The sequence below is a fragment of the Streptomyces fradiae ATCC 10745 = DSM 40063 genome, assembly GCF_008704425.1.
GTDB lineage: Bacteria > Actinomycetota > Actinomycetes > Streptomycetales > Streptomycetaceae > Streptomyces > Streptomyces fradiae.
Genome location: NZ_CP023696.1, coordinates 1,027,169 through 1,047,266, shown reverse-complemented (window position 1 = coordinate 1,047,266; position 20,098 = coordinate 1,027,169). Strand labels below are relative to the sequence as shown.

The 20,098-nt window shown below is 75.9% G+C and carries 15 protein-coding genes and 1 pseudogene; 9 read left to right on the top strand and 7 right to left on the bottom strand.

What is annotated here, in order from left to right; genetic code table 11:
* Positions 1 to 83: 83 nt before the first annotated feature.
* The 3 genes from tatC (at position 84) to CP974_RS04495 (ending at position 5,051) form a co-directional block, all read left to right on the top strand.
* The gene (gene tatC, locus CP974_RS04505; RefSeq protein WP_031129474.1) at positions 84 to 1,028 is read left to right on the top strand and encodes a twin-arginine translocase subunit TatC; all 945 of its coding nucleotides are present in this window, start codon (positions 84 to 86) and stop codon (positions 1,026 to 1,028) included.
* Positions 1,029 to 1,244: 216 nt separating this feature from the next.
* Complete coding sequence (locus CP974_RS04500) at positions 1,245 to 4,073, top strand: DEAD/DEAH box helicase (protein ID WP_031129475.1); 2,829 nt, start codon at positions 1,245 to 1,247, stop codon at positions 4,071 to 4,073.
* A 345-nt stretch (positions 4,074 to 4,418) separates the two neighbouring features.
* Positions 4,419 to 5,051: a MerR family transcriptional regulator gene (locus CP974_RS04495; RefSeq protein WP_231717381.1), complete on the top strand. Its 633-nt coding sequence runs from the start codon at positions 4,419 to 4,421 to the stop codon at positions 5,049 to 5,051.
* Positions 5,052 to 5,278: 227 nt separating this feature from the next.
* Here CP974_RS04495 and CP974_RS04490 read toward each other — a convergent pair whose 3' ends face one another.
* The 3 genes from CP974_RS04490 to CP974_RS04480 all read right to left on the bottom strand — a co-directional run bounded on the left by CP974_RS04490 (position 5,279) and on the right by CP974_RS04480 (position 9,406).
* Entirely contained in the window at positions 5,279 to 6,940 is a 1,662-nt protein-coding gene (locus CP974_RS04490) for a chromosomal replication initiator protein DnaA (RefSeq protein ID WP_085921584.1), read from the bottom strand.
* Positions 6,941 to 7,609: 669 nt separating this feature from the next.
* Positions 7,610 to 8,482, bottom strand: coding sequence for a siderophore-interacting protein (locus tag CP974_RS04485; protein ID WP_373276746.1), 873 nt, complete (start codon positions 8,480 to 8,482; stop codon positions 7,610 to 7,612).
* Between the two features lie 15 nt (positions 8,483 to 8,497).
* Positions 8,498 to 9,406 carry a 5'-3' exonuclease gene (locus CP974_RS04480; protein WP_037936976.1) on the bottom strand — a complete coding sequence of 303 codons (909 nt, stop codon included), beginning with the start codon at positions 9,404 to 9,406 and terminating at the stop codon, positions 8,498 to 8,500.
* Between the two features lie 137 nt (positions 9,407 to 9,543).
* On the opposite strand from CP974_RS04480, the gene CP974_RS04475 reads away from it, so the two are divergent.
* Both CP974_RS04475 and CP974_RS04470 read left to right on the top strand, forming a co-directional pair.
* On the top strand, positions 9,544 to 10,101 hold the full coding sequence (locus CP974_RS04475; protein ID WP_031129483.1) for a helix-turn-helix domain-containing protein: 558 nt from the start codon (positions 9,544 to 9,546) through the stop codon (positions 10,099 to 10,101).
* Positions 10,101 to 10,820 (top strand): helical backbone metal receptor, encoded by a 720-nt coding sequence (locus CP974_RS04470; RefSeq protein WP_031129484.1) that lies wholly within the window; start codon positions 10,101 to 10,103, stop codon positions 10,818 to 10,820. The genes CP974_RS04475 and CP974_RS04470 overlap by 1 nt, the downstream gene beginning before the upstream one ends.
* On the opposite strand, the gene CP974_RS04465 is transcribed toward CP974_RS04470, so the two are convergent.
* Positions 10,747 to 11,994: an SLAC1 family transporter gene (locus CP974_RS04465; protein ID WP_150485769.1), complete on the bottom strand. Its 1,248-nt coding sequence runs from the start codon at positions 11,992 to 11,994 to the stop codon at positions 10,747 to 10,749. The genes CP974_RS04470 and CP974_RS04465 overlap by 74 nt on opposite strands.
* Before the next feature lie 70 nt (positions 11,995 to 12,064).
* Here CP974_RS04465 and CP974_RS04460 point away from each other — a divergent pair, with 70 nt between their 5' ends.
* Positions 12,065 to 12,967, top strand: coding sequence for a LysR family transcriptional regulator (locus CP974_RS04460; RefSeq protein WP_031136735.1), 903 nt, complete (start codon positions 12,065 to 12,067; stop codon positions 12,965 to 12,967).
* A 27-nt stretch (positions 12,968 to 12,994) separates the two neighbouring features.
* Here CP974_RS04460 and CP974_RS04455 read toward each other — a convergent pair whose 3' ends face one another.
* The 3 genes from CP974_RS04455 to CP974_RS04445 form a co-directional block, all read right to left on the bottom strand.
* Complete coding sequence (locus tag CP974_RS04455) at positions 12,995 to 13,651, bottom strand: gamma-glutamyl-gamma-aminobutyrate hydrolase family protein (RefSeq protein WP_231717382.1); 657 nt, start codon at positions 13,649 to 13,651, stop codon at positions 12,995 to 12,997.
* An 89-nt stretch (positions 13,652 to 13,740) separates the two neighbouring features.
* On the bottom strand, positions 13,741 to 15,210 hold the full coding sequence (eat, locus tag CP974_RS04450; protein WP_031136731.1) for an ethanolamine permease: 1,470 nt from the start codon (positions 15,208 to 15,210) through the stop codon (positions 13,741 to 13,743).
* Between the two features lie 257 nt (positions 15,211 to 15,467).
* Positions 15,468 to 16,259, bottom strand: coding sequence for a FadR/GntR family transcriptional regulator (locus CP974_RS04445; RefSeq protein ID WP_031136403.1), 792 nt, complete (start codon positions 16,257 to 16,259; stop codon positions 15,468 to 15,470).
* 75 nt (positions 16,260 to 16,334) lie between these two features.
* Between CP974_RS04445 and CP974_RS04440 the strand changes: the two genes are divergently transcribed.
* From CP974_RS04440 to CP974_RS04430, 3 genes and pseudogenes are all read left to right on the top strand, one after another.
* Positions 16,335 to 17,711, top strand: a complete 1,377-nt coding sequence (locus tag CP974_RS04440) for a glutamine synthetase family protein (RefSeq protein WP_031136402.1) — start codon at positions 16,335 to 16,337, stop codon at positions 17,709 to 17,711.
* A gap of 7 nt (positions 17,712 to 17,718) precedes the next feature.
* Entirely contained in the window at positions 17,719 to 19,083 is a 1,365-nt protein-coding gene (locus CP974_RS04435; RefSeq protein WP_031136401.1) for an aldehyde dehydrogenase family protein, read from the top strand.
* Between the two features lie 234 nt (positions 19,084 to 19,317).
* Positions 19,318 to 20,085: pseudogene (locus CP974_RS04430) on the top strand (3-oxoacyl-ACP reductase); the annotation flags it as partial.
* Between the last annotated feature and the right edge of the window lie 13 nt (positions 20,086 to 20,098).

Sequence of the window (20,098 nt, the reverse complement as noted above, 5' to 3'; positions counted from 1 at the left end):
GGTCCGCACGCGGTTCACGGTTCACCACAGGCACAGAGGTGGCCGTTCGGACGGACGGCCGCCCTTCGAGAGAAGGACGTGGGTTGCTCAGGTCCGCCCGCAAGAAGCCGAAGGACCCCGAGGGGCGGATGCCCCTCGTCGACCATCTGCGCGAGCTCCGCGACAGGCTGGTCAAGTCCCTGCTGGCTTTCATCCCGCTGATGATCGTGGCGCTGTTCTTCTCCAAGGACATCGCCGAGTTCCTGAGCGCCCCCGTGCCCCGGTGCATGAGCGAGCTGGAGGCCGCCGCGCGCGAGGGCCGCTGCGCCGTGCTCTCGCAGATCGGCATCACGTCCCCCTTCACCACGTACGTCAAGGTCGGCATCATGGCGGGCCTCGTCGCGTCGGCTCCGGTCTGGCTGTACCAGCTGTGGGCGTTCATCGCCCCCGGCCTGCACAGGAGCGAGAAGAAGTACGCGATCTCCACGGTCGTGATCGGCACGCCGCTCTTCCTCGCCGGCGCCTACCTGGCGTACTGGATCCTCCCGCACGCGGTGCCGCTGCTGCTCAGCTTCAGCGTCGACGGTTCGGTGAACTACATCACCGTCGACGACATGATCGGGATGACCGTCAAACTGGTCCTCGCCTTCGGCCTCGCCTTCCAGATGCCGCTGCTGCTCGTCCTGCTCAACCTGGGCGGTGTCGTCAGCGGCGCGAAGATGCTCGGCTGGTGGCGGGGCATGGTCATGGGCATCGCCGTCTTCTCGGCCGTCGTCACGCCGACCGACCCGCTCTCCATGATCGCGCTCCAGGTGCCGCTCACGGCGCTCTACTTCGCCGCCGTCGGCTTCGCGCTCCTCAACGACCGCCGCAGGCGCCGCGCCGAGGGTCCCGAGCTCGCCGACGACGAGGCGTCCACCCTGGACCTCACGCCCGAGCCGGTCGCACCCGTCGAACCGGTCGCCGCGCCCACCCTGCCCGAGCAGGCCGGCGGCGAGACCGACACGGCCGCGTCCCGGCGCGTGAACGGCTACGACGACATCACCTGATCCCGTCCCCGGAGCACGAACGGCCGGCCGCGCACGGAGCGCGACCGGCCGTTCGCCGTGTGCGGCCGTTCCCGGTGGAGGGCGCCGCGGTGGGAGGGGGGCGCCGATCGGAGCCCCGCACCCGCCCCCTCCCGCCGCGCCCACGGCGAACGGCCCGAGAAGGTCGGATAAACGCCGAGCTGACTGTCAGCGCCGCCGGGTAGTCTCGATGACAAGATGACAGACGACCTCACACCAGCGGAAGCGTACGCGGCGGCCCGGCGCCGGGCCGCCGAGGAGGCCACGGCGCTCCACGCCTTCCGCGCGCTCTACGACTTCGAGCTGGACCCGTTCCAGATCGAGGCATGCCGCGCCCTGGAGACCGGGAAGGGCGTGCTCGTCGCCGCGCCGACCGGCTCGGGCAAGACCATCGTCGGCGAGTTCGCCGTCCACCTCGCCCTCGAGCAGGGCCGCAAGTGCTTCTACACGACGCCGATCAAGGCGCTGTCGAACCAGAAGTACACCGACCTCGTCAAGCGCTACGGCCCCGGCAAGGTCGGCCTGCTCACCGGGGACAACAGCGTCAACTCCGACGCCCCCGTGGTGGTCATGACCACCGAGGTCCTGCGCAACATGCTCTACGCCGGCTCCCAGTCCCTGCGCGGCCTGGGATACGTGGTCATGGACGAGGTGCACTACCTCTCCGACCGCTTCCGCGGCGCCGTCTGGGAGGAGGTGATCATCCACCTCCCCGAGTCGGTCACCCTCGTGTCGCTCTCCGCCACGGTCTCCAACGCCGAGGAGTTCGGCGACTGGCTCGACACGGTCCGGGGCGACACCGAGGTGATCGTCTCCGAGAGCCGGCCCGTGCCGCTGTGGCAGCACGTGCTGGCCGGGCGGCGGATCTACGACCTCTTCGAGGAGGAGACCGACCACGGCGGCCGGGGCGTCGCCCGCCGCGAGGTCAACCCCGACCTGGTCCGCCTCGCCCGCATGGAGAACTCGCGCACGTACAACCCGCGCGACCGGCGGCGCGGCAAGATGGTCCGCGAGGCCGACCGCGAGCGGGAGCGCCGCCAGCGCTCGCGGATCTGGACGCCCGGCAGGCCCGAGGTCATCGACCGCCTCGACGCCGAGGGGCTGCTGCCCGCCATCACCTTCATCTTCAGCCGCGCCGGCTGCGAGGCCGCCGTCCAGCAGTGCCTCCACGCGGGCCTGCGGCTCAACGACGAGGACGCCCGCGCCCGGGTCCGCGAGATAGTCGAGGAGCGCACGGCGTCCATCCCCAGCGAGGACCTGAACGTCCTCGGCTACTACGAGTGGCTGGAGGCGCTGGAGCGGGGCATCGCCGCGCACCACGCGGGCATGCTGCCCACCTTCAAGGAGGTCGTGGAGGAGCTGTTCGTCCGCGGCCTGGTGAAGGCGGTCTTCGCCACGGAGACGCTGGCGCTCGGCATCAACATGCCCGCCCGGTCCGTCGTCCTGGAGAAGCTCGTCAAGTGGAACGGCGAGCAGCACGCCGACATCACCCCCGGCGAGTACACGCAGCTCACCGGCCGCGCCGGCCGCCGCGGCATCGACGTCGAGGGCCACGCCGTGGTGCTCTGGCAGCGCGGGATGGACCCGGCGCACCTGGCGGGCCTCGCCGGTACGCGCACGTATCCGCTGCGCTCCAGCTTCAAGCCGTCGTACAACATGGCGGTCAACCTGGTCGACCAGTTCGGCCGGCACCGCTCGCGGGAGCTGCTGGAGACGTCGTTCGCCCAGTTCCAGGCCGACCGGTCGGTGGTCGGCATCTCCCGGCAGGTCCAGCGCAACGAGGAGGGCCTGGAGGGCTACCGCGAGGGCATGACCTGCCACCTCGGCGACTTCGAGGAGTACGCGCGGCTCCGCCGCGAGCTGAAGGACCGGGAGAACGAGCTCGCCAAGCAGGGCGCCGCGCAGCGCCGGGCCGCGGCGGCCGTCTCGCTGGAGCGGCTCAAGCCCGGTGACGTCATCCACGTGCCGACCGGCAAGTTCGCCGGACTGGCGCTGGTGCTGGATCCCGGGCTGCCGGCCGGGCGGTCCAACGGGCACCGCGGCTTCGACCACCAGGACGGCCCCCGTCCGCTGGTGCTCACGGCGGAGCGGCAGGTCAAGCGGCTGGCGTCGATGGACTTCCCGGTCCCGGTGGAGCCGCTGGAGCGGATGCGCATCCCCCGCTCGTTCAACCCGCGCTCCCCGCAGTCCCGCCGCGACCTGGCGTCCGCCCTGCGCACGAAGGCGGGGCACATCGTGCCGGAGCGGCACCGCAAACAGCGCTCCGCCGCGGTGGACGACCGGGAGATCGCCCGGCTGCGCACCGAGCTGCGGGCGCACCCCTGCCACGGCTGCGACGAGCGGGAGGACCACGCCCGCTGGGCCGAGCGGTACCACCGGCTCCAGCGGGACACGCGGCAGCTGGAGCGGCGCATCGAGGGCCGCACCAACACCATCGCCCGCACGTTCGACCGGATCGTGGCGCTGCTGACGGAGCTGGACTACCTGCGCGGCGACGAGGTCACCGAGCACGGCAAGCGGCTGGCCCGCCTCTACGGCGAGCTGGACCTGCTGGCCAGCGAGTGCCTGCGCGAGGGTGTCTGGGAGGGGCTGAACCCGGCCGAGCTCGCCGCCTGTGCGTCGGCCCTGGTGTACGAGGCCCGGCAGTCCGACGACGCGGTCGCCCCGAAGGTGCCGACCGGCCGGTCGAAGGCCGCGCTGGGCGAGATGGTCCGCATCTGGGGCCGCCTCGACGCGCTGGAGGAGGACTTCCGGGTCAAGCAGGCCGAGGGCGTGGGCCAGCGCGAGCCCGACCTGGGCTTCGCCTGGGCGGCGCACCAGTGGGCGTCCGGCAAGGGCCTCGACGAGGTGCTGCGGGAGGCCGAGATGCCGGCCGGTGACTTCGTCCGCTGGTGCAAGCAGGTCATCGACGTGCTGGGCCAGATCGCGGCGGCGGCGCCGCGGGAGGACGGCACGGTCGCGAAGAGCGCCCGCAAGGCGGTCGACGGGCTGCTGCGGGGCGTCGTCGCGTACAGCTCGGTGGGCTGAGGCCCGCGGAGCGCGGGCACGCGCGCGGGGCCCGGCCGGGCGTGCTCCGGCCGGGCCCCGCGCCGTTCGCCGGGAGGGGTCCGGCCGGCGGGCCGGGGCGCCCTGGAGACCCGCGGTCCAGGCGGGCGACCGTGGCGGTGGCGGTGGCGGTGGCGGTGGCGGTGGCGGGGACGGTGACCGGCGGGCGGTGGTGCGATGGACGCCGGGACCGTGGCGCCCGCCGCTGTCGGATAGCCGCACTATCTATCCTGGTGGTGCCGTGGCGGTGCCGCCCCGGCCGGAGCGGCGGGGAAGGGGTGAGCCGGGGTGCGCGTGGGCGAGCTGAGCCGGAGGACCGGGGTCTCGGTGCCGACGATCAAGTTCTACGTACGGGAGGGGCTGCTGCACGCCGGTGAGCTGAGCAGTCCCAACCAGGCCCGCTACGACGAGTCGCATGTGCGCCGGCTGCGGCTCGTGCGGGCGCTCATCGATGTGGGCGGCCTGTCCGTGGCGGCGATCCGGGACGTCCTGGCAGCCGTCGAGGACCCGGGACGCTCGGTCCACGAGGTGCTCGGCGCCGCCCACGACCGCCTCGCCCCGAGGGAGGACGGCCCCGACGACACGGCGCGGGAGGCCGCCCACGAGCAGGTCCTCGCGCTGATCGCCCGCCGTGGCTGGCAGGTGCACGGTGACGCTCCGGCGATCCGGTCCCTGGCCGACGCCCTGGCGGCGCTCCACCGGCTCGGGCACACGCGGTTCGCCGAGATGTCGCTGGACCTGTACGCGGAGGCGGCGGAGCGGGTCGCCGCGTCGGACGTGGCGTACGCGGCGCGGGAGGCGGCCCGCGAGGACGCGGTCGAGAACGCCGTGGTCGGCACGGTCCTGGGCGACGCGCTGTTCACCTCGCTGCGGCGCCTCGCCCAGGTGGACGCCTCGGCCCGTACCGGCTGTGGATGTGGGCCGTCGACGGCACCCGGGAGCGGGTGCTCACCGCGCTGATCGCCCAGGCCGACGCGGGGGAGACCTCGACAACGCCTGGGCGTCTGCCTGGCGCCGCGGCCCGTGCGCGGAAGACGCCTCGCTCCGGGGCGTGCCCGGCGTCTTCCGCGGCCGCGGCGCGGGCGGGCACGCACGGGCACGGCGAGCGCCCCCACCGCGCGGTGGGGGCGCTCGCCGTACTCGGGCGGGGGCGTGGCCGCCGTATGCCGGTGCCCAGAGCCCGGTGCTCAGATTCCGGTGCCGACGGCCGGTCTGCGGTGCCGGCGCAGCAGGGCGAGGCCCGCGAACAGCGCGGTGAGCATGGCGGAGGCCACGGCCGCCGCCCCGGCCCAGGCCCAGCCGTTGCCCAGGCTGTTGCCGAGGAGGGCGACACCGCTGCTGCCCGCCATGCCGTGCAGGGCGACCACACCGATGGACAGGACGGCCGCGGAGGCCCAGACCCGTGCGGTCTCGCGCACGATCAGCCACTCGCCGAGCACCAGGCAGAGCAGGGCCACGGCGAGTGCCAAACCGTCCGCGTACCCGCCGGACCACAGGGCGCCGAAGTTCGTGGGGAGGTGGATCACACCGCACGCGAACAGCGCCGCCGCGGCGAACCAGCGCAGCGCGGACCGCTGGGCGGCGCCGTTCGCCCCGCCGTTCGCCCCGCCGTCCGGTCCGTCGGCCGTCCTCGCGCCAGCGGCCGATGCCGTGGCCGTGGCGGAGCGGGGCGGGCGGAGGCAGGGGTCCTGCGGTACGGGCTGGCCCCCGGCCGTCGTCCCCGCCGCCCCCGGGGCGAGTGGGCGGCCCTGGGCGGTGCCCAGGATGGCGACGAGCTGGACGACGTCCTCGATGGGGCGTCCGACGGCGGCGGCACGGAGCGTCGTGTCGTTCTCGTCGAGCGTGTGGCCGGCCTCGTTGAGCATCGCCACGAGCTGCCGGACCTCTTCGAGGGGCCGGGCCACCGCGGCGGCGCGCAGCGCCTCGTCGGCGGGGCTGTCGACCGCCCTGGCCTCCTTGAGCTGGGTGACCAGTGCGACGACCTCCTCCAGGGGGCGGTAGGTGGCCGCCGTCCAGATGAGGGTCCGCATGCGCTCGTCGCTGTCCTCGCCCTCGGCGCCCGCGGCACCCTCCGGGTCCTCCGCCTCCGTGCCCGAGGTCTCGCCGAGCACCGCCTCCACGAGCGCGGCGTCCGCCGCCGGGCGGCCTGCCGGGCCATCCCCGCCGGCATGCTCGGCGCCGCTGTCGGGGTCCGGGCGGGCCGGCGCGTCGCGGCCGACCGGGCGCGTGATCCCGTCGGCGGCACCGGTACCTCCGGGGCGCTCCTCGGGGCGGCGGCCCGTGCCGCCCGTGCTCCACGGAGCGTCGGGCCGGGGGTCCCGGCCGGGCGCGGTCACCTCGTCGCCGCGCGAGACGATGCCGCCGGGCGTCACCGCCATGCCCGGGGGTCTGGCGTAGGCGGTGTCCGCGCCGCCGAGGTCGAGGGGCCCGGCGCCGTGGCCCGGGGGGAGTGCGGGCATGGGGGGCAGCGCCTCGGCGTGCGCGCCGTCCGGGTGTCCGCCGGTGCGCCCGCCCGCGCGTTCGCCGGTGGGGCGGTCCATGCCGGGCCCGCGGTCCGGGGCGCGGCTCGGAGCGCCGCTCGGAGCGCTGCTCGGAGCGCTGCTCGGGTACGAGGGCGGGGCCGGGCGCAGGGGCGTGAACCCGCCGGTCCTGCGGGTCTCGGCCGCGGGCGCGTCCACTGCGGCCGGGCGCGCCGGTGCCGGGTACGGCGTCTCCAGCGGCACGGTCTCCACGGGTACGGCGGCGCTCCGCGCGCCGAGGGGCCTTGCTATGGGGGCCGCCGCGTCGGGGAACTGCTCGGGGCCGGGGGCCGCGCCCGCGGCGTGGAACGTGGGGTCGTCGGTTGTCATGGCGTGGCTCCGTTCGCCGGACTCCGGTGAGGCACACACCGTGTCGGTCGTCGTGCGCCGACCTGGCGCGCGGTCTGCTCCATGTAAGAGACAGACCGGGCAATTGCGCCATCAGGGAAAGGCGGACGGGTTACCGCGGCCCCACCAGGCGGGCCCGTACGGGGGAACCCGCGGGCCCGCTCGGGGAACGTTGGGGGCGGGGCCGCGGGGGCGGAGGCGAGGGTTCGCGCGAGTGCCGGGGCCTCGGTGGGAGAGCGGGGGCCCGTGCGCCTGATCGCGGCGCGCCGCACGGGGAAGGCGAGGGCTCGCGCCGCCCGATGCGGCGTGCCGCACGAGGGGGAGCGAGGGCCCGCGCGAGGGGAGCGGGGCCCGCGGGGAAGGGCAGGGGAAGAGCGAGAGGCCGCGCACGGGACGGGCCCCGCGGGGGAGAGGCGGGGGCCGCGCGCGGGACGGGGCCCGCGGGGAGTAGCGAGGGCCCGCGCGCGGGGCCCGGGGGCAGGGAAGGGCGGGGGAACGGAGCGCGCACCGGAGCCCGTGGGAACGGAGGGGCGCACCGGGGCCCGCGGGGGACGGCGAGGGCCTGCGCGAGGGGCGCGCGGGCCCTGCGTCACGTACGCCGTGAAGGGGGCCGGCCCTCTCCTCCGACCCCGACGGGGGAGCCCGGACGGCTCAGGCCGACCGCTCCTCGCGCTCCACCTCGGCGTTCCACTCGCGCTTCACCGCGCGCCACGCCTCGTCCGTCTTGCCCAGCCGCCAGTACCCCGAGATGGACAGCCGCTCCAGCGGGATCCCGCGCTCCGTGCGCAGGTGGCGGCGCAGCTGCCGCACGGCGCCCGCCTCGCCGTGGACGAACGCGTGCACGCTGCCCTCGGGGAAGTCCAGATCCCGCACGGCCTCGACGAGGGCCTCGCCGACCGGGCGCCCCCGCCGCGGCAGCCAGCGCACCTCCGCGCCGGCCGGGGCGGCGATCTTCAGTTCGTCGTCCGCGTCGCCGACCTCGACGAGCACCCGCGCGACGGCGCCCTCCTCCAGCGCCTCCAGCGCCGCGGCGATGGCCGGAAGGGCGCTCTCGTCGCCCACCAGCAGATGCCAGTCGGCCTCCGGGTCCGGGGCGTACCCCCCGCCGGGGCCCAGGAACCGGACCGTCTCCCCGGCCCGCGCCCGCGCCGCCCAGGGGCCGGCCAGCCCCTCGTCGCCGTGCACCACGAAGTCGACCGTCAGCTCCCGCTGCGCCGGGTCCCAGGCGCGCACCGTGTACGTGCGCTGCGCCGGCCACTGGTCGCGCGGCAGCTCCTGGCGGATCCGCTCCAGGTCGAACGGCTCCGGGTAGGCGACGCCCTCCGGAGCGAAGAGGATCTTGATGTAGTGGTCGGTGAAGCCGCTCGTGGCGAAGGAGCCGAGCCCCTCGCCGCCGAGCACGACACGCACCATGTGCGGTGCGATCCGCTCGGTGCGCACCACCCGTGCCTCATGGGTCCTCGGTGTCCTGCGGGACGACTCGTCCGCCACGGCATGCTCCCCGGTCAGTGGTTGCTTAGGCATGCCTAAGCTAACACCTCATCGGGCGAGTACGGCGAGCAGCCGCTCCAGGGAGCCGCCCAGCCCCCATCTTTCCGCCAAAGTCCGCAGCGCCTCCGGGTCCTTCGGACCGGCCGGCAGCGCCGGGTCGAACGGCGGCAGCGGTACGTCGTGCGCGACCCGCACCACCTTCGGCGCCACCGCCACGTACTCCCGCGCCTCGGCCAGCCTCCGCCGCTGCGCCGGGGTCAGCCGCGACGCCGGGTCGTCCACCGCCGCCATCACGCCCGCCAGGTCCCCGTACGCCTCCAGCAGCTTCGCCGCCGTCTTCTCGCCGACGCCCGGCACCCCCGGCAGCCCGTCGCTCGGGTCGCCCCGCAGCGCGGCCAGGTCGGCGTACCCCCGCCCGCCCACGCCGTACCGGCCGCGCAGCCACTCCTCGTCCACCGCCTGCAGCGTGCCGACGCCCTTGACCGGATACAGCACCCGCACCCCGCGCGCGTCGTCCACCAGCTGGAACAGGTCCCGGTCGCCGGTCACGATGTCCACCGGGCCCGCCGCCCGCACGGCCAGCGTGCCGATCACGTCGTCCGCCTCGTACCCCGCGACGCCCACGCGGGCGACGCCCACCGCGTCCAGCACCGCCTCGATCACCGGGACCTGCGGCGACAGCGTGTCCGGCACCTCCTCCTCGTCCGGCGCTCCGGGCCCGGTCTCCACGGCGACCCGGTGGGCCTTGTACGAGGGGATCAGCTCCACCCGCCAGGCCGGGCGCCAGTCCGCGTCCATGCACGCCACCAGCTCGTCCGGGCGGTGGTCCTGCACCAGCCGGGCGATGAAGTCGAGCAGCCCGCGCACGGCGTTCACCGGTGTGCCGTCCGGGGCGCGCACCGAGTCGGGGACCCCGAAGTAGGCCCGGAAGTACAGGGAAGCGGTGTCGAGGAGCATCAGGCGTCGCGTCACACCCCGCATGATGCCGTACGTCACCGACAGGCCACGCCCCGAAGTGCTTGCGCCGTTTGCGCTACTCGGCGGTTCTCGCGCTGCGTAAGGTTGTCGGGAGAGGGAGGGAAGGGAGGGAAGACATGGACGACAAGGAGACACCGCGGGTCGGCGCCGCCGTGCGCAGAAGGCGCCGGGCGCTGTCGCTGACCCTCGCCGCCGTCGCCGAGCGCAGCGGCCTGTCCGTGCCCTTTCTCAGCCAGATCGAGAACGAGCGCGCCCGCCCCAGCAGGCGCTCCCTGGAGTGCATCGCCGACGCGCTCAAGACCACGGCGGTCGAGCTGCTCGACGCGGGCGACGCGGCCCGCACCGTCGACGTCGTACGGGCCGCGGCCTACGCCGACGACCCGGGCGCCCCGGCCGGTGTCCGCGCCCTGGTGCGCGGCGAGCACCAGATGCACGCCGAGGAGTTCACCGGCGAGCACGACGCGGGCCGCGAGCTGGTCCTGCGCAACGACGCCCTCCTCTACGTGGCCGACGGCACCGTGGAGGTGGAGGCCGAGGGCCGTGCCTACCGGCTGGAGGCGGGGGACACGCTGTACCTCTCCGGTGGGGTCCGCCACCGCTGGCGCGCCTCCGACCCCGGCACGCGGCTGCTCGTCGTGTCGGTCGCGCCGCACATGGAGGCGGCGGAGCAGTGATCCGGGTCGTGTCGCTCGTGCCGTCGCTCACCGAGGCCGTCGCCGTGAGCGCGCCCGGCGCGCTCGTGGGCCGCACGGACTGGTGCACCCACCCGGCGGGCCTCGGCGTGCCGGCCCTGGGCGGCACGAAGAACCCGGACGTGGCCGCCGTCGCCGCGCTCCGCCCCGACCTGGTCGTCGCCAACGAGGAGGAGAACCGCCCCGGCGACCTCGCCGCCCTGCGCGCCGCCGGGCTGGAGGTGCTCGTCACGGAGGTGCGCTCGCTGGAGCAGGCGCTGGGCGAACTGGACCGGGTGCTGCGCGCCTGCGGCGTCGCCTCCCGGCCCCGCTGGCTCGACGAGGCCGAGGCCGCGTGGGCCGCGCCCGCCCCGGAGGGTCCGCCCCGCCGGGCGGTCGTCCCCGTGTGGCGGCGGCCCTGGATGGTGCTGGGGCGTGACACCTTCGCCGGGGACCTGCTCGCCCGGCTCGGCGTGGCCAACGTGTACGCCGGCCACGCCGAGCGGTACCCGCGCGTCCCCCTCGGCGAGCTGCGCGCCGCGCAAGCCGACCTGGTCGTGCTCCCCGACGAGCCGTACCGGTTCACCGCCGACGACGGCCCCGAGGCGTTCGAGGGCCTGCCCGCGGCCCTCGTGGACGGGCGGTACCTCACCTGGTACGGGCCGTCCCTGGCGCGGGCGCGCGAGGCGCTGGAGCGGGCCCTGCGGGCAGCGACCCGCTGAGCAGGCCCCGTACCGTCGCCGGCGCCGCGGCCAGCCACCCCGCCACCAGCAGGGCGTAGAGCGCCACCGCCGCCCCGTCGAGCACCACCAGGCCCGTCAGCCGCGCCATCCCCTCCAGCCCCGTCACGCACGTCCCGACGGGGAAGGTGAACGCCCACCACGACAGCCCGAAGCGCATCCCGCGCCGCCGCGCCCGCACCACCAGCGCCCCGGCCAGCGCCAGCCACAGCAGCGCGAAGCCCAGCACCGGCAGCCCGTAGGCCACGGCGAGCGCCCGCCCGTACGGCAGGTCCGGCGCCGCCCCCGCCAGAGCGGCCGCCGCCGTCGCCGACTGGCCCAGCGGCCCCAGGACCAGCAGCAGCGCGGGCGTCGCCGGGAGCGGGGGCGGGCCGGCCGCGACCAGCCGGGCGAAGACGGGCGGCAGGATCAGCAGGGCCGCGAGCAGGCTCACCCCGAACAGGCCCAGGCATGCGGCGAGCAGCGTCGCGCGCGCCTGGCCCGCCGGGAGGTGCGGGGCGAGGAGCGGCCCCGTGGCCGCGGACACCATCGGGGCGACCACGGGCAGCAGCCACACCGGTGACGGCGCCTCCATGGGGTGGCGCACCACCATCAGATACGGGATGACGACGGTCACCACCAGTCCGGCCACCATGCCCGCCGCCCACAGCACGGCCGCCAGCCCCACCGCCGGGCCGGTGCCGAGCCAGTTTCGGCCCACCACCAGCGCCCCGCCGCCGACGGAGGTCAGCGCCATGGACAGGCAGCCGTGGAACGGGGCGACCGCCGGGTCCAGCAGATGGGCCCGCGCCCGGTCCGGATGGCGGGCCCAGTGCGCGGCGCGGGCGGGCAGCAGCACGGCCAGCGCGAGCAGCGCCAGGGCCCACACCGCCGTACAGGCCGTGCGCACGCCCGGCAGGCCGGCGAGCGGCAGACCGGCCCCCGCCGTGCCGAGGACCGCGGTGCCCATCACGGCGGCGTGCAGCTGCGGGGTCAGCCGCCGCAGCCGCGTCTCGGGGGCGGGCGGGGGCGCGGTGGCGGGGCGGGGGTGGTCGGCGGGGCGCGGGCGCGGGGTGGAGGGCGGGTCGGGGGCGTGCGGGTCGGGGGTGTGCGGATGCGGGGCGGGGCGCGGGTCCGGGGCGGAGGGCGGCGGGGCCGGCTGGGCGAGGGTGGCCATGTCCCCACCCTCGCCGGGGGACCCACCCCCGACCAGGGACCTTGTCACTATGGCCCCATAAGCTTGATTGATGAGCCTGACGCATCGTGTGCCCGACCTCGGAGCCCTGGAGCTGCTGCTCGCCGTCGCGCGGCACGGCAGCCTCGGCCGGGCGGCACGCGAGGTGGGCATCACACAGCCCGCCGCCAGCGGCCGGATCCGGTCCATGGAGCGGCAGCTCGGCGTCGCGCTCGTGGACCGCTCGCCGCGCGGTTCCCGGCTCACCGACGCGGGGGCCCTCGTCACCGACTGGGCGCGGCGGATCGTGGAGGCCGCGGAGGCGTTCGACGCGGGCGCCCAGGCACTGCGGGACCGCCGGGACTCGCGGCTGCGGGTCGCCGCGTCCATGACCATCGCCGAGTACCTGCTGCCCGGCTGGCTGATCGCGCTGCGCGCCGAGCGGCCCGGCACGGCGGTGTCCCTGCAGGCGGGGAACTCCGCGGCGGTCGCCGCCCTGCTGCTCGCGGGCGAGGCGGACCTCGGGTACGTGGAGGGCCTCGCCGTCCCGGACGGACTGGACGGCGTGGTCGTCGCCCGCGACCGGCTGGTCGTCGTCGCCGCGCCGTCGCACCGCTGGGCCCGCCGCCGCGCCCCGGTCACCCCCGCCGAGCTGGCGGAGACCCCGCTGGTGCTGCGCGAGTACGGCTCCGGGACGCGGCAGGTCCTCGACTCGGCGCTGGTCGCGCACGGGGGCCTCGCGGCGCCGCTCATGGAGCTGGCCTCGACGACGGCGGTGAAGGCGGCGGCCGTGAGCGGCGCCGGACCGGCCGTGCTCAGCGAACTGGCGGTCAGCGAGGAGCTGGCGTCCCGCCGCCTGGTGGAGGTGCCGGTCGAGGGCGCCGACCTGCGCCGGGCGCTGCGCGCCGTGTGGCCCACGGGGCCGCGCCCGACGGGCCCGGCGCGGGACCTGCTGTCCCTTTCGCGGGCGCGCTGAGCGGCGGGCGGGCGCCCGGCCCGCTCGTCAGCCTCCCGCCGCCCTGACCAGCCCCGCCATGACGCGCGGGTCGTCGCCCAGCTCGGGGTGCCACTGCACACCGAGCGCCCAGGCCCCCGGCAGCTCGACCGCCTCCACCGTGCCGTCCTCGGCGTACGCGGACGGCACCAGTCCCGCGCCGAGCCGCTCCACCGCCTGGTGGTGGTACGTGGGGACCTCCACCGCCTCCGGCACCAGCGCCCCGTACCGCGTCCCCGGCACCGGCTTCACCGTGTGCAGCCCCGGCACGCCGACCCCCGCCGTGTGCCCCTCCAGGTGCTGGACGAGCGTGCCGCCCAGGGCGACGTTCAGCAGCTGCATGCCCCGGCAGATCCCCAGCAGCGGGGTGCCGGCCGCCAGGGCCGCGCCCACCAGGGCCAGCTCCCACGCGTCGCGCTCCGGGGCCAGCCGCCCGGTCCTCGGGTCGCGCGCGGCCCCGTACCGCGCGGGGTCCACGTCGGCGCCTCCCGCGACGACCAGGGCGTCCAGCCGGGCGACGGTCGCGGCCGCGGCGCCGGGCGCGTCGGGCGGGAGCAGCGCGGCGAGCCCGCCCGCCGCCTGGACCAGCCGCGGGTAGGCGGCGGGCAGCAGCGCGGCCGGCAGCTCCCACACGCCCCACCGGGCGGTGTCGAGGTACGTCGTCACTCCGATGAGCGGCCTCGCCGTCCCCGCGGCTCCTCCCACTCCTGCGGTCCCGCTCCCTCCCGCGGCTCCTCTCACGCCCGCGACTCCTCTCATCGGCGGTCGAGCTCGGCCTCGGCGGCGGCCAGCGCGGCGAACTCCTCCTCGGGCGCGCTCGCCACCAGCCGGTGCCGACTGTAGAGCGCGAAGTACGCGGCGGCGACCGCGTAGACCCCGAGGGCCAGCCCCGCCGCCACCACGTCCACCAGGAACGTCGCCACCAGCGCGGCGAGCGCCAGCACCAGCGCCACCGAGGAGGTCAGCGCCCCGCCGGGCGTGCGGTAGGGCCGCGCCAGGCCCGGTTCGCGGCGCCTCAGCACGATGTGGGACAGCGCCATCAGGGCGTACGAGAGGGTCGCGCCGAAGACGGCGACGTTCAGCATCCGCGCCCCGTCCCCCGACCCGGCCGCCAGCGAGAAGCCGATCACGCCGGGCACCAGCAGCCCCGGGTACGGGGCCTTGCGGCGGTTCGTCAGCGACAGGAACCGGGGCAGGTAGCCGGCCCGCGACAGGGCGAAGAGCTGCCGCGAGCCCGCGTAGACCAGCGAGAAGAACGAGGCCACCAGCCCCGCCAGCCCCGCGTAGTTCACGAACCGGCTCAGCCCGGTCGGCCCGCCGTCCCCCTCCGCCGCCACGACCAGCGGGTTCCCGGCGTCGGCCAGGGCGGCGGAGCCCCGCGCCCCGGTCGCCGCCAGGAAGGTCAGCAGCGCGAGCACCGCCAGGACGCCCATCGACAGCGCCAGCGCCCTCGGCATGGACCTGACCGGGTCCTTCGCCTCCTCCGCCGCGAGCGGCACGCCCTCCACGCCGAGGAAGAACCACATCCCGAACGGGAACGCCGCCCAGATGCCCAGCAGCCCGTACGGCAGCCACGAGCTCGCGCCGAACGCGGCGGCGTCGACCGGGATGTCGTCCAGCCGGTCCACCCGGAAGTCGGTGAACGCGCCCGCCGCGAAGACCAGCAGCGCCACCACCGCGACCGCCGTCACGACGAGGCTGAAGCGCAGCGCCTCGCCCACGCCCCACAGGTGGACGCCGATGAAGACGACGAAGCACGCCAGGTGGACCGGCCACCCGGACTCCAGCCCGAACAGGCCCAGGGACCCGACGTAGTCCCCGATGAAGATCGAGATGGCGGCGGGGGCGAGGACGTACTCGATGAGGATCGCCGTGCCGGTGAGGAAGCCGCCCCAGGGGCCGAGCGCCCGCCGGGCGAAGCCGTAGCCCCCGCCCGCGGCGGGCAGGATCGCGGACAGCTCGGCGAGCGCGAGGACCAGGCAGGCGTACATCGTGCCCATGAGCAGCGTGGCGACGGCGAGCCCGCCGAAGCCGCCCTGCGCCAGGCCGATGTTCCAGCCGGAGTAGTCGCCGGAGACGACGTAGCCGACGCCGAGTCCGGTGAGCAGCAGCCACCCGGCGCTGCCCCGGCGGAGGGCGCGGCGCTTCAGGTAGTCGTCGGGGACGGCGGAGGGGCGGGATGCCGCCCCGCCCGGTGAGGTGCCCGAGGTGTCTTCCAGCGTCATGGCGGCGTCAGCTCCCCGTGTCGGGTCCTGCCCGGTGGCCCAGCAGCCCGAGGGGCGCGGCCCAATGGAATGGCCCCATACCTTTGCCGCGCGGGCGCGCCGGGCGCAACCCCCTCGACGGCACGTTCCCCGAAACACCCCGCGCGCCGCCGGCACCAAGCCGCCGCTGGCACCAAGCCCGCGCCGGACCCCCGCCCGCGCCGGACCCCCGCCCGTGCCGCGCCCTCGCCCCCGCCACCCCCGCCCCAGACCCCCGCCTACGCCAGGAACCCCCGCAGCAGCGCCGCCGTCCCCGCGCAGTGCTCGCGCGCCACCTCCCGCGCCCCCTCCGCGTCGCCCTCCAGCACCGCCTCCACCAGCGCGTCGTGCTGGTGCTGGGCGTGCTCCAGGTTCCGCACCAGCAGCGGGATGCAGTCCAGCAGGGCGTTCACGGTCGCCCGCACCGCCGCGTACCGCGCCGCCAGGCTCGGCGAGCCGGACAGCTCCGCGAGCGTCAGGTGCAGCAGCGTGTCCTGGCGCCGGTAGTCGTCCAGCGGCGCGTCGTGCGTGGCCCGCAGCGCCCCGCGCAGCCGCGCCGCCTCGGCTTCCGTCAGCCCCCGCGCCGCGCACAGGCCCGCCGCGCCGGTCTCCAGGACCTCCCGGAAGAGCAGCGCGTCCTCCAGGTCCACCGAGGCCGTGCGCCGCCGCAGCTCCTCCGCCGCGCCCGCCCTGCCCGCCGCGCCCGCCGCGTCCGCCGCGCCCCCCGGGCCCGCCCCGCGCTCCGGGCCCGCCCCGCGCTCCGGGCGCAGCACGAACGTCCCGCCGTACCGGCCGCGCCGGCTCTCCACCAGCCCCTGCTCCTGGAGCACCTTCAGCACCTCGCGCAGGGTGACCCGGCTGATGCCCATCCGCTCGGCCAGCTCCCGCTCGGCGGGCAGCCGCCCGCCGGCCGGCACCAGGCCGAGCCGCACCACCTGGAGGATCTGCTCCAGCGCCTCCTCGAACCCGTTGCCCGCCCGCACCGGCCGCAGCACCGGTGTCAGCCGATCGGATGCCGGCTCCCGCGCCATGTTGACCGCCCCCTTCCCCTCAAAGGTCCTCAGGCATACCTTATGGCTCCCGGCTGATCCGAGGAGGCCCACCCCGTGACAGACCGCACACCCCCGCTCCCCGCCGACCGGCTGCGCGCCCTCGTCGCGAGCGGCGAGATCGACACCGTCGTCCTGGCCTTCCCCGACATGCAGGGCAGACTCCAGGGCAAGCGGTTCGCGGCCCCCTTCTTCCTCGACGAGGTGCTGGAGCACGGTACGGAGGGCTGCGGCTACCTGCTCGCCGTCGACGCCGAGATGAACACCGTCGACGGCTACGCCATGGCCTCCTGGTCCACCGGCTACGGCGACTTCGTCCTGCGCCCCGACCCCGCCACCCTCCGCCGCGTCCCCTGGCACCCCGGTACGGCGCTCCTCCTCGCCGACCTCGTCTGGCACGACGGCGCCCCCGTGGCCGCGGCGCCCCGGCAGATCCTGCGCCGCCAGCTCGACCGCCTCGCCGCCCACGGCTACACCGCCCACGTCGGCACGGAGCTGGAGTTCATCGTCTTCAAGGACACCTACGAGCAGGCGTGGGACGCCCGCTACCGGGGCCTGACGCCCGTCAACCAGTACAACGTCGACTACTCCGTCCTCGGCACCGGCCGCGTCGAACCGCTCCTGCGCCGCATCCGCAACGAGATGGCCGGCGCCGGGCTCACCGTCGAGTCCGCCAAGGGCGAGTGCAACCCCGGCCAGCACGAGATCGCCTTCCGCTACGACGAGGCGCTCACCACCTGCGACCACCACGCCGTCTACAAGACCGGCGCCAAGGAGATCGCCGCCCAGGAGGGCGTCTCCCTCACCTTCATGGCCAAGTACGACGAGCGCGAGGGCAACTCCTGCCACATCCACCTCTCCCTCCGGGACGCCGACGGGCGGGCCGCCATGGCCGGCGGCGGCCCGCCCGGCACATCCGCCGCCCTCTCGCCCGTGATGCGCCACTTCCTCGCCGGTCAGCTCGCCGCGCTGCGCGAGTTCTCCCTGCTGTACGCCCCCCACATCAACAGCTACAAGCGGTTCCAGCCCGGCTCGTTCGCCCCGACCGCCGTCGCCTGGGGCCACGACAACCGCACCTGCGCCCTGCGCGTCGTCGGCCGCGGCCCCTCCACCCGCTTCGAGAACCGCCTCCCCGGCGGCGACGTCAACCCGTACCTCGCCGTCGCCGGGCTCGTCGCCGCCGGTCTCCACGGCATCGAGCAGCGCCTCGAACTCCCCCCGCCCTGCACCGGCAACGCCTACGCGGGCGACCACGCGCACGTCCCCACCACGCTGCGCGAGGCCGCCGAGCTGTGGGAGACCAGCGACCTCGCCAAGGCCGCCTTCGGCGAGGACGTCGTCGCCCACTACCTGAACATGGCCCGCGTCGAACTGGCCGCCTTCGACGCCGCCGTCACCGACTGGGAACTGCGCCGCTCCTTCGAACGCATGTGAGGCCGACGTGACCACCGAGCTCCACGTCCTGAACCCCGCCACCGGCGAGCGGATCGCCACCGTCCCCGCCACCACCCCCGAGGACGTCGACGCCGCCGTCACCCGCGCCGCCCGAGCCCAGCGGGCCTGGGCCGCCGCCGCCCCCGCCGACCGCGCCCGGCTCCTGCGCCGCTTCGCCGCCACCGTCGACGCCCACCTGGAGGAGCTGGCCCTCCTGGAGGTCCGTGAGGCCGGGCACACCATCGGCAACGCCCGCTGGGAGGCCGGCAACGTCCGCGACCTCCTCGACTACGCCGCCGGGGGAGTGGAGCGCCTCACGGGGCGCCAGATCCCCGTGCCCGGCGGGGTGGACGTCACCTTCCTCGAACCCCTCGGCGTGGTCGGCGTCATCGCCCCCTGGAACTTCCCCATGCCGATCGCCGCCTGGGGCGCCGCCCCCGCCCTCGCCGCGGGCAACGCCGTCCTCCTCAAACCGGCCGAGACCACCCCGCTCACCGCCCTGCGCCTGGCCGCACTCGCCCTCGAAGCGGGCCTGCCCGAGCACCTGTTGCAGGTCCTCCCCGGCGAGGGCGCCGTCGCCGGCGCCGCCCTGGTCGACCACCCCGGCGTCGCCAAGATCGTCTTCACCGGGTCCGTACGCGTCGGCAAGGGCGTCATGGCCCGGTGCGCCGACCGCGTCAAGCGCGTCACCCTGGAACTCGGCGGCAAGAGCCCCAACATCGTCTTCGCCGACGCCGACGTCGAGGCCGCCGCCCTCGCCGCCCCCATGTCGTTCCTCGACAACGCCGGCCAGGACTGCTGCGCCCGATCCCGCGTCCTCGTGCAGCGCACCACGTACGACCGGTTCCTCGAACTCCTCGGCCCCGCCCTGGAGGAGGTCGCCGTCGGGGACCCGGCCGACGAGCGGACCCAGATGGGCCCGCTCATCTCCCGCGCCCAGCTCGAGCGCGTACGGTCCTACGTCCCCGACGGCGCCGAGGCCCTGCGCGGCAGCGCCCCGCCCGGGCCCGGCTTCTGGTACCCGCCGACCGTCCTCACCGGCCTCGCCCCCGACGCGCCCGCCGCCACCGAGGAGGTCTTCGGCCCCGTCGCCGTCGTCCTGCCCTTCGACGACGAGGACGACGCCGTACGCCTCGCCAACGCCACCGACTACGGCCTGTCCGGCTCCGTCTGGACCCGGGACGTGGGCCGCGCCCTGCGCGTCTCCCGCGCCGTCCAGGCCGGCAACCTCTCCGTCAACTCCCACTCCAGCGTCCGCTACTGGACCCCGTTCGGCGGCTTCAAGCAGTCCGGCGTGGGCCGCGAGCTGGGCCCCGACGCCCTCACCGCCTTCACCGAGACCAAGAACGTCTTCATCAGCACGGAAGGCTGACCCATGACCCGTACCGCCCCCGAGCCGCCCTCCTCCCGCCCGGCCACCGCCCCCGGGGCGCCGGCCCCCGGGGCGCCGGCCTCCACGGCACAGACCCCCGCGGCACAGACCCCCGCGGCACAGACCTCCGCGGCGCCCGAGCCGGCGCCCGGCCCCGCTTCCGGCACCCCTGCGCCCGGCCCCGCTTCCGCTGCCCCGGCGCCCGACCCGGCGGCGGCCACCGGGGCGGGTCCCGTCTGCCGCCGGCTCGAAGGCCGTACCGCCGTGGTCACCGGTGCCGGCAGCGGTATCGGGCTGGCCACCGCCCGCCGGCTCGCCGCCGAGGGCGCCCACGTGGTGTGCGGCGACATCGACCAGAGCGCGGGCAAGGCCGCCGCCGACGAGGTCGGGGGCCTGTTCGCCCACGTCGACGTCACCGACCCCGACCAGGTCGAGGCGCTGTTCAGGGCCGCCTACGACACCTACGGCAGCGTGGACGTCGCCTTCAACAACGCCGGGATCTCCCCGCCCGACGACGACTCCATCCTGGAGACCGGCCTGGAGGCGTGGAAACGCGTCCAGGAGGTCAACCTCACCTCCGTCTACCTCTGCTGCAAGGCCGCCATCCCCTACATGCGCCGCCAGGGCCGGGGCTCCATCGTCAACACCGCCTCCTTCGTCGCCCGCATGGGCGCCGCCACCTCGCAGATCTCCTACACCGCGTCCAAGGGCGGCGTCCTGGCCCTCTCCCGCGAGCTCGGCGTGCAGTTCGCCCGCGAGGGCATCCGCGTCAACGCCCTGTGCCCCGGCCCGGTCAACACCCCGCTGCTGCGCGAACTGTTCGCGAAGGACCCCGAACGGGCCGCGCGCCGCCTGGTCCACATCCCCCTCGGCCGCTTCGCCGAAGCCGAGGAGATCGCCGCCGCGGTCGCCTTCCTCGCCAGCGACGACGCCTCCTTCGTCAACGCCACCGACTTCCTCGTCGACGGCGGAATCTCCGGCGCCTACGTCACCCCGCTCTGACCGCTGACTACCC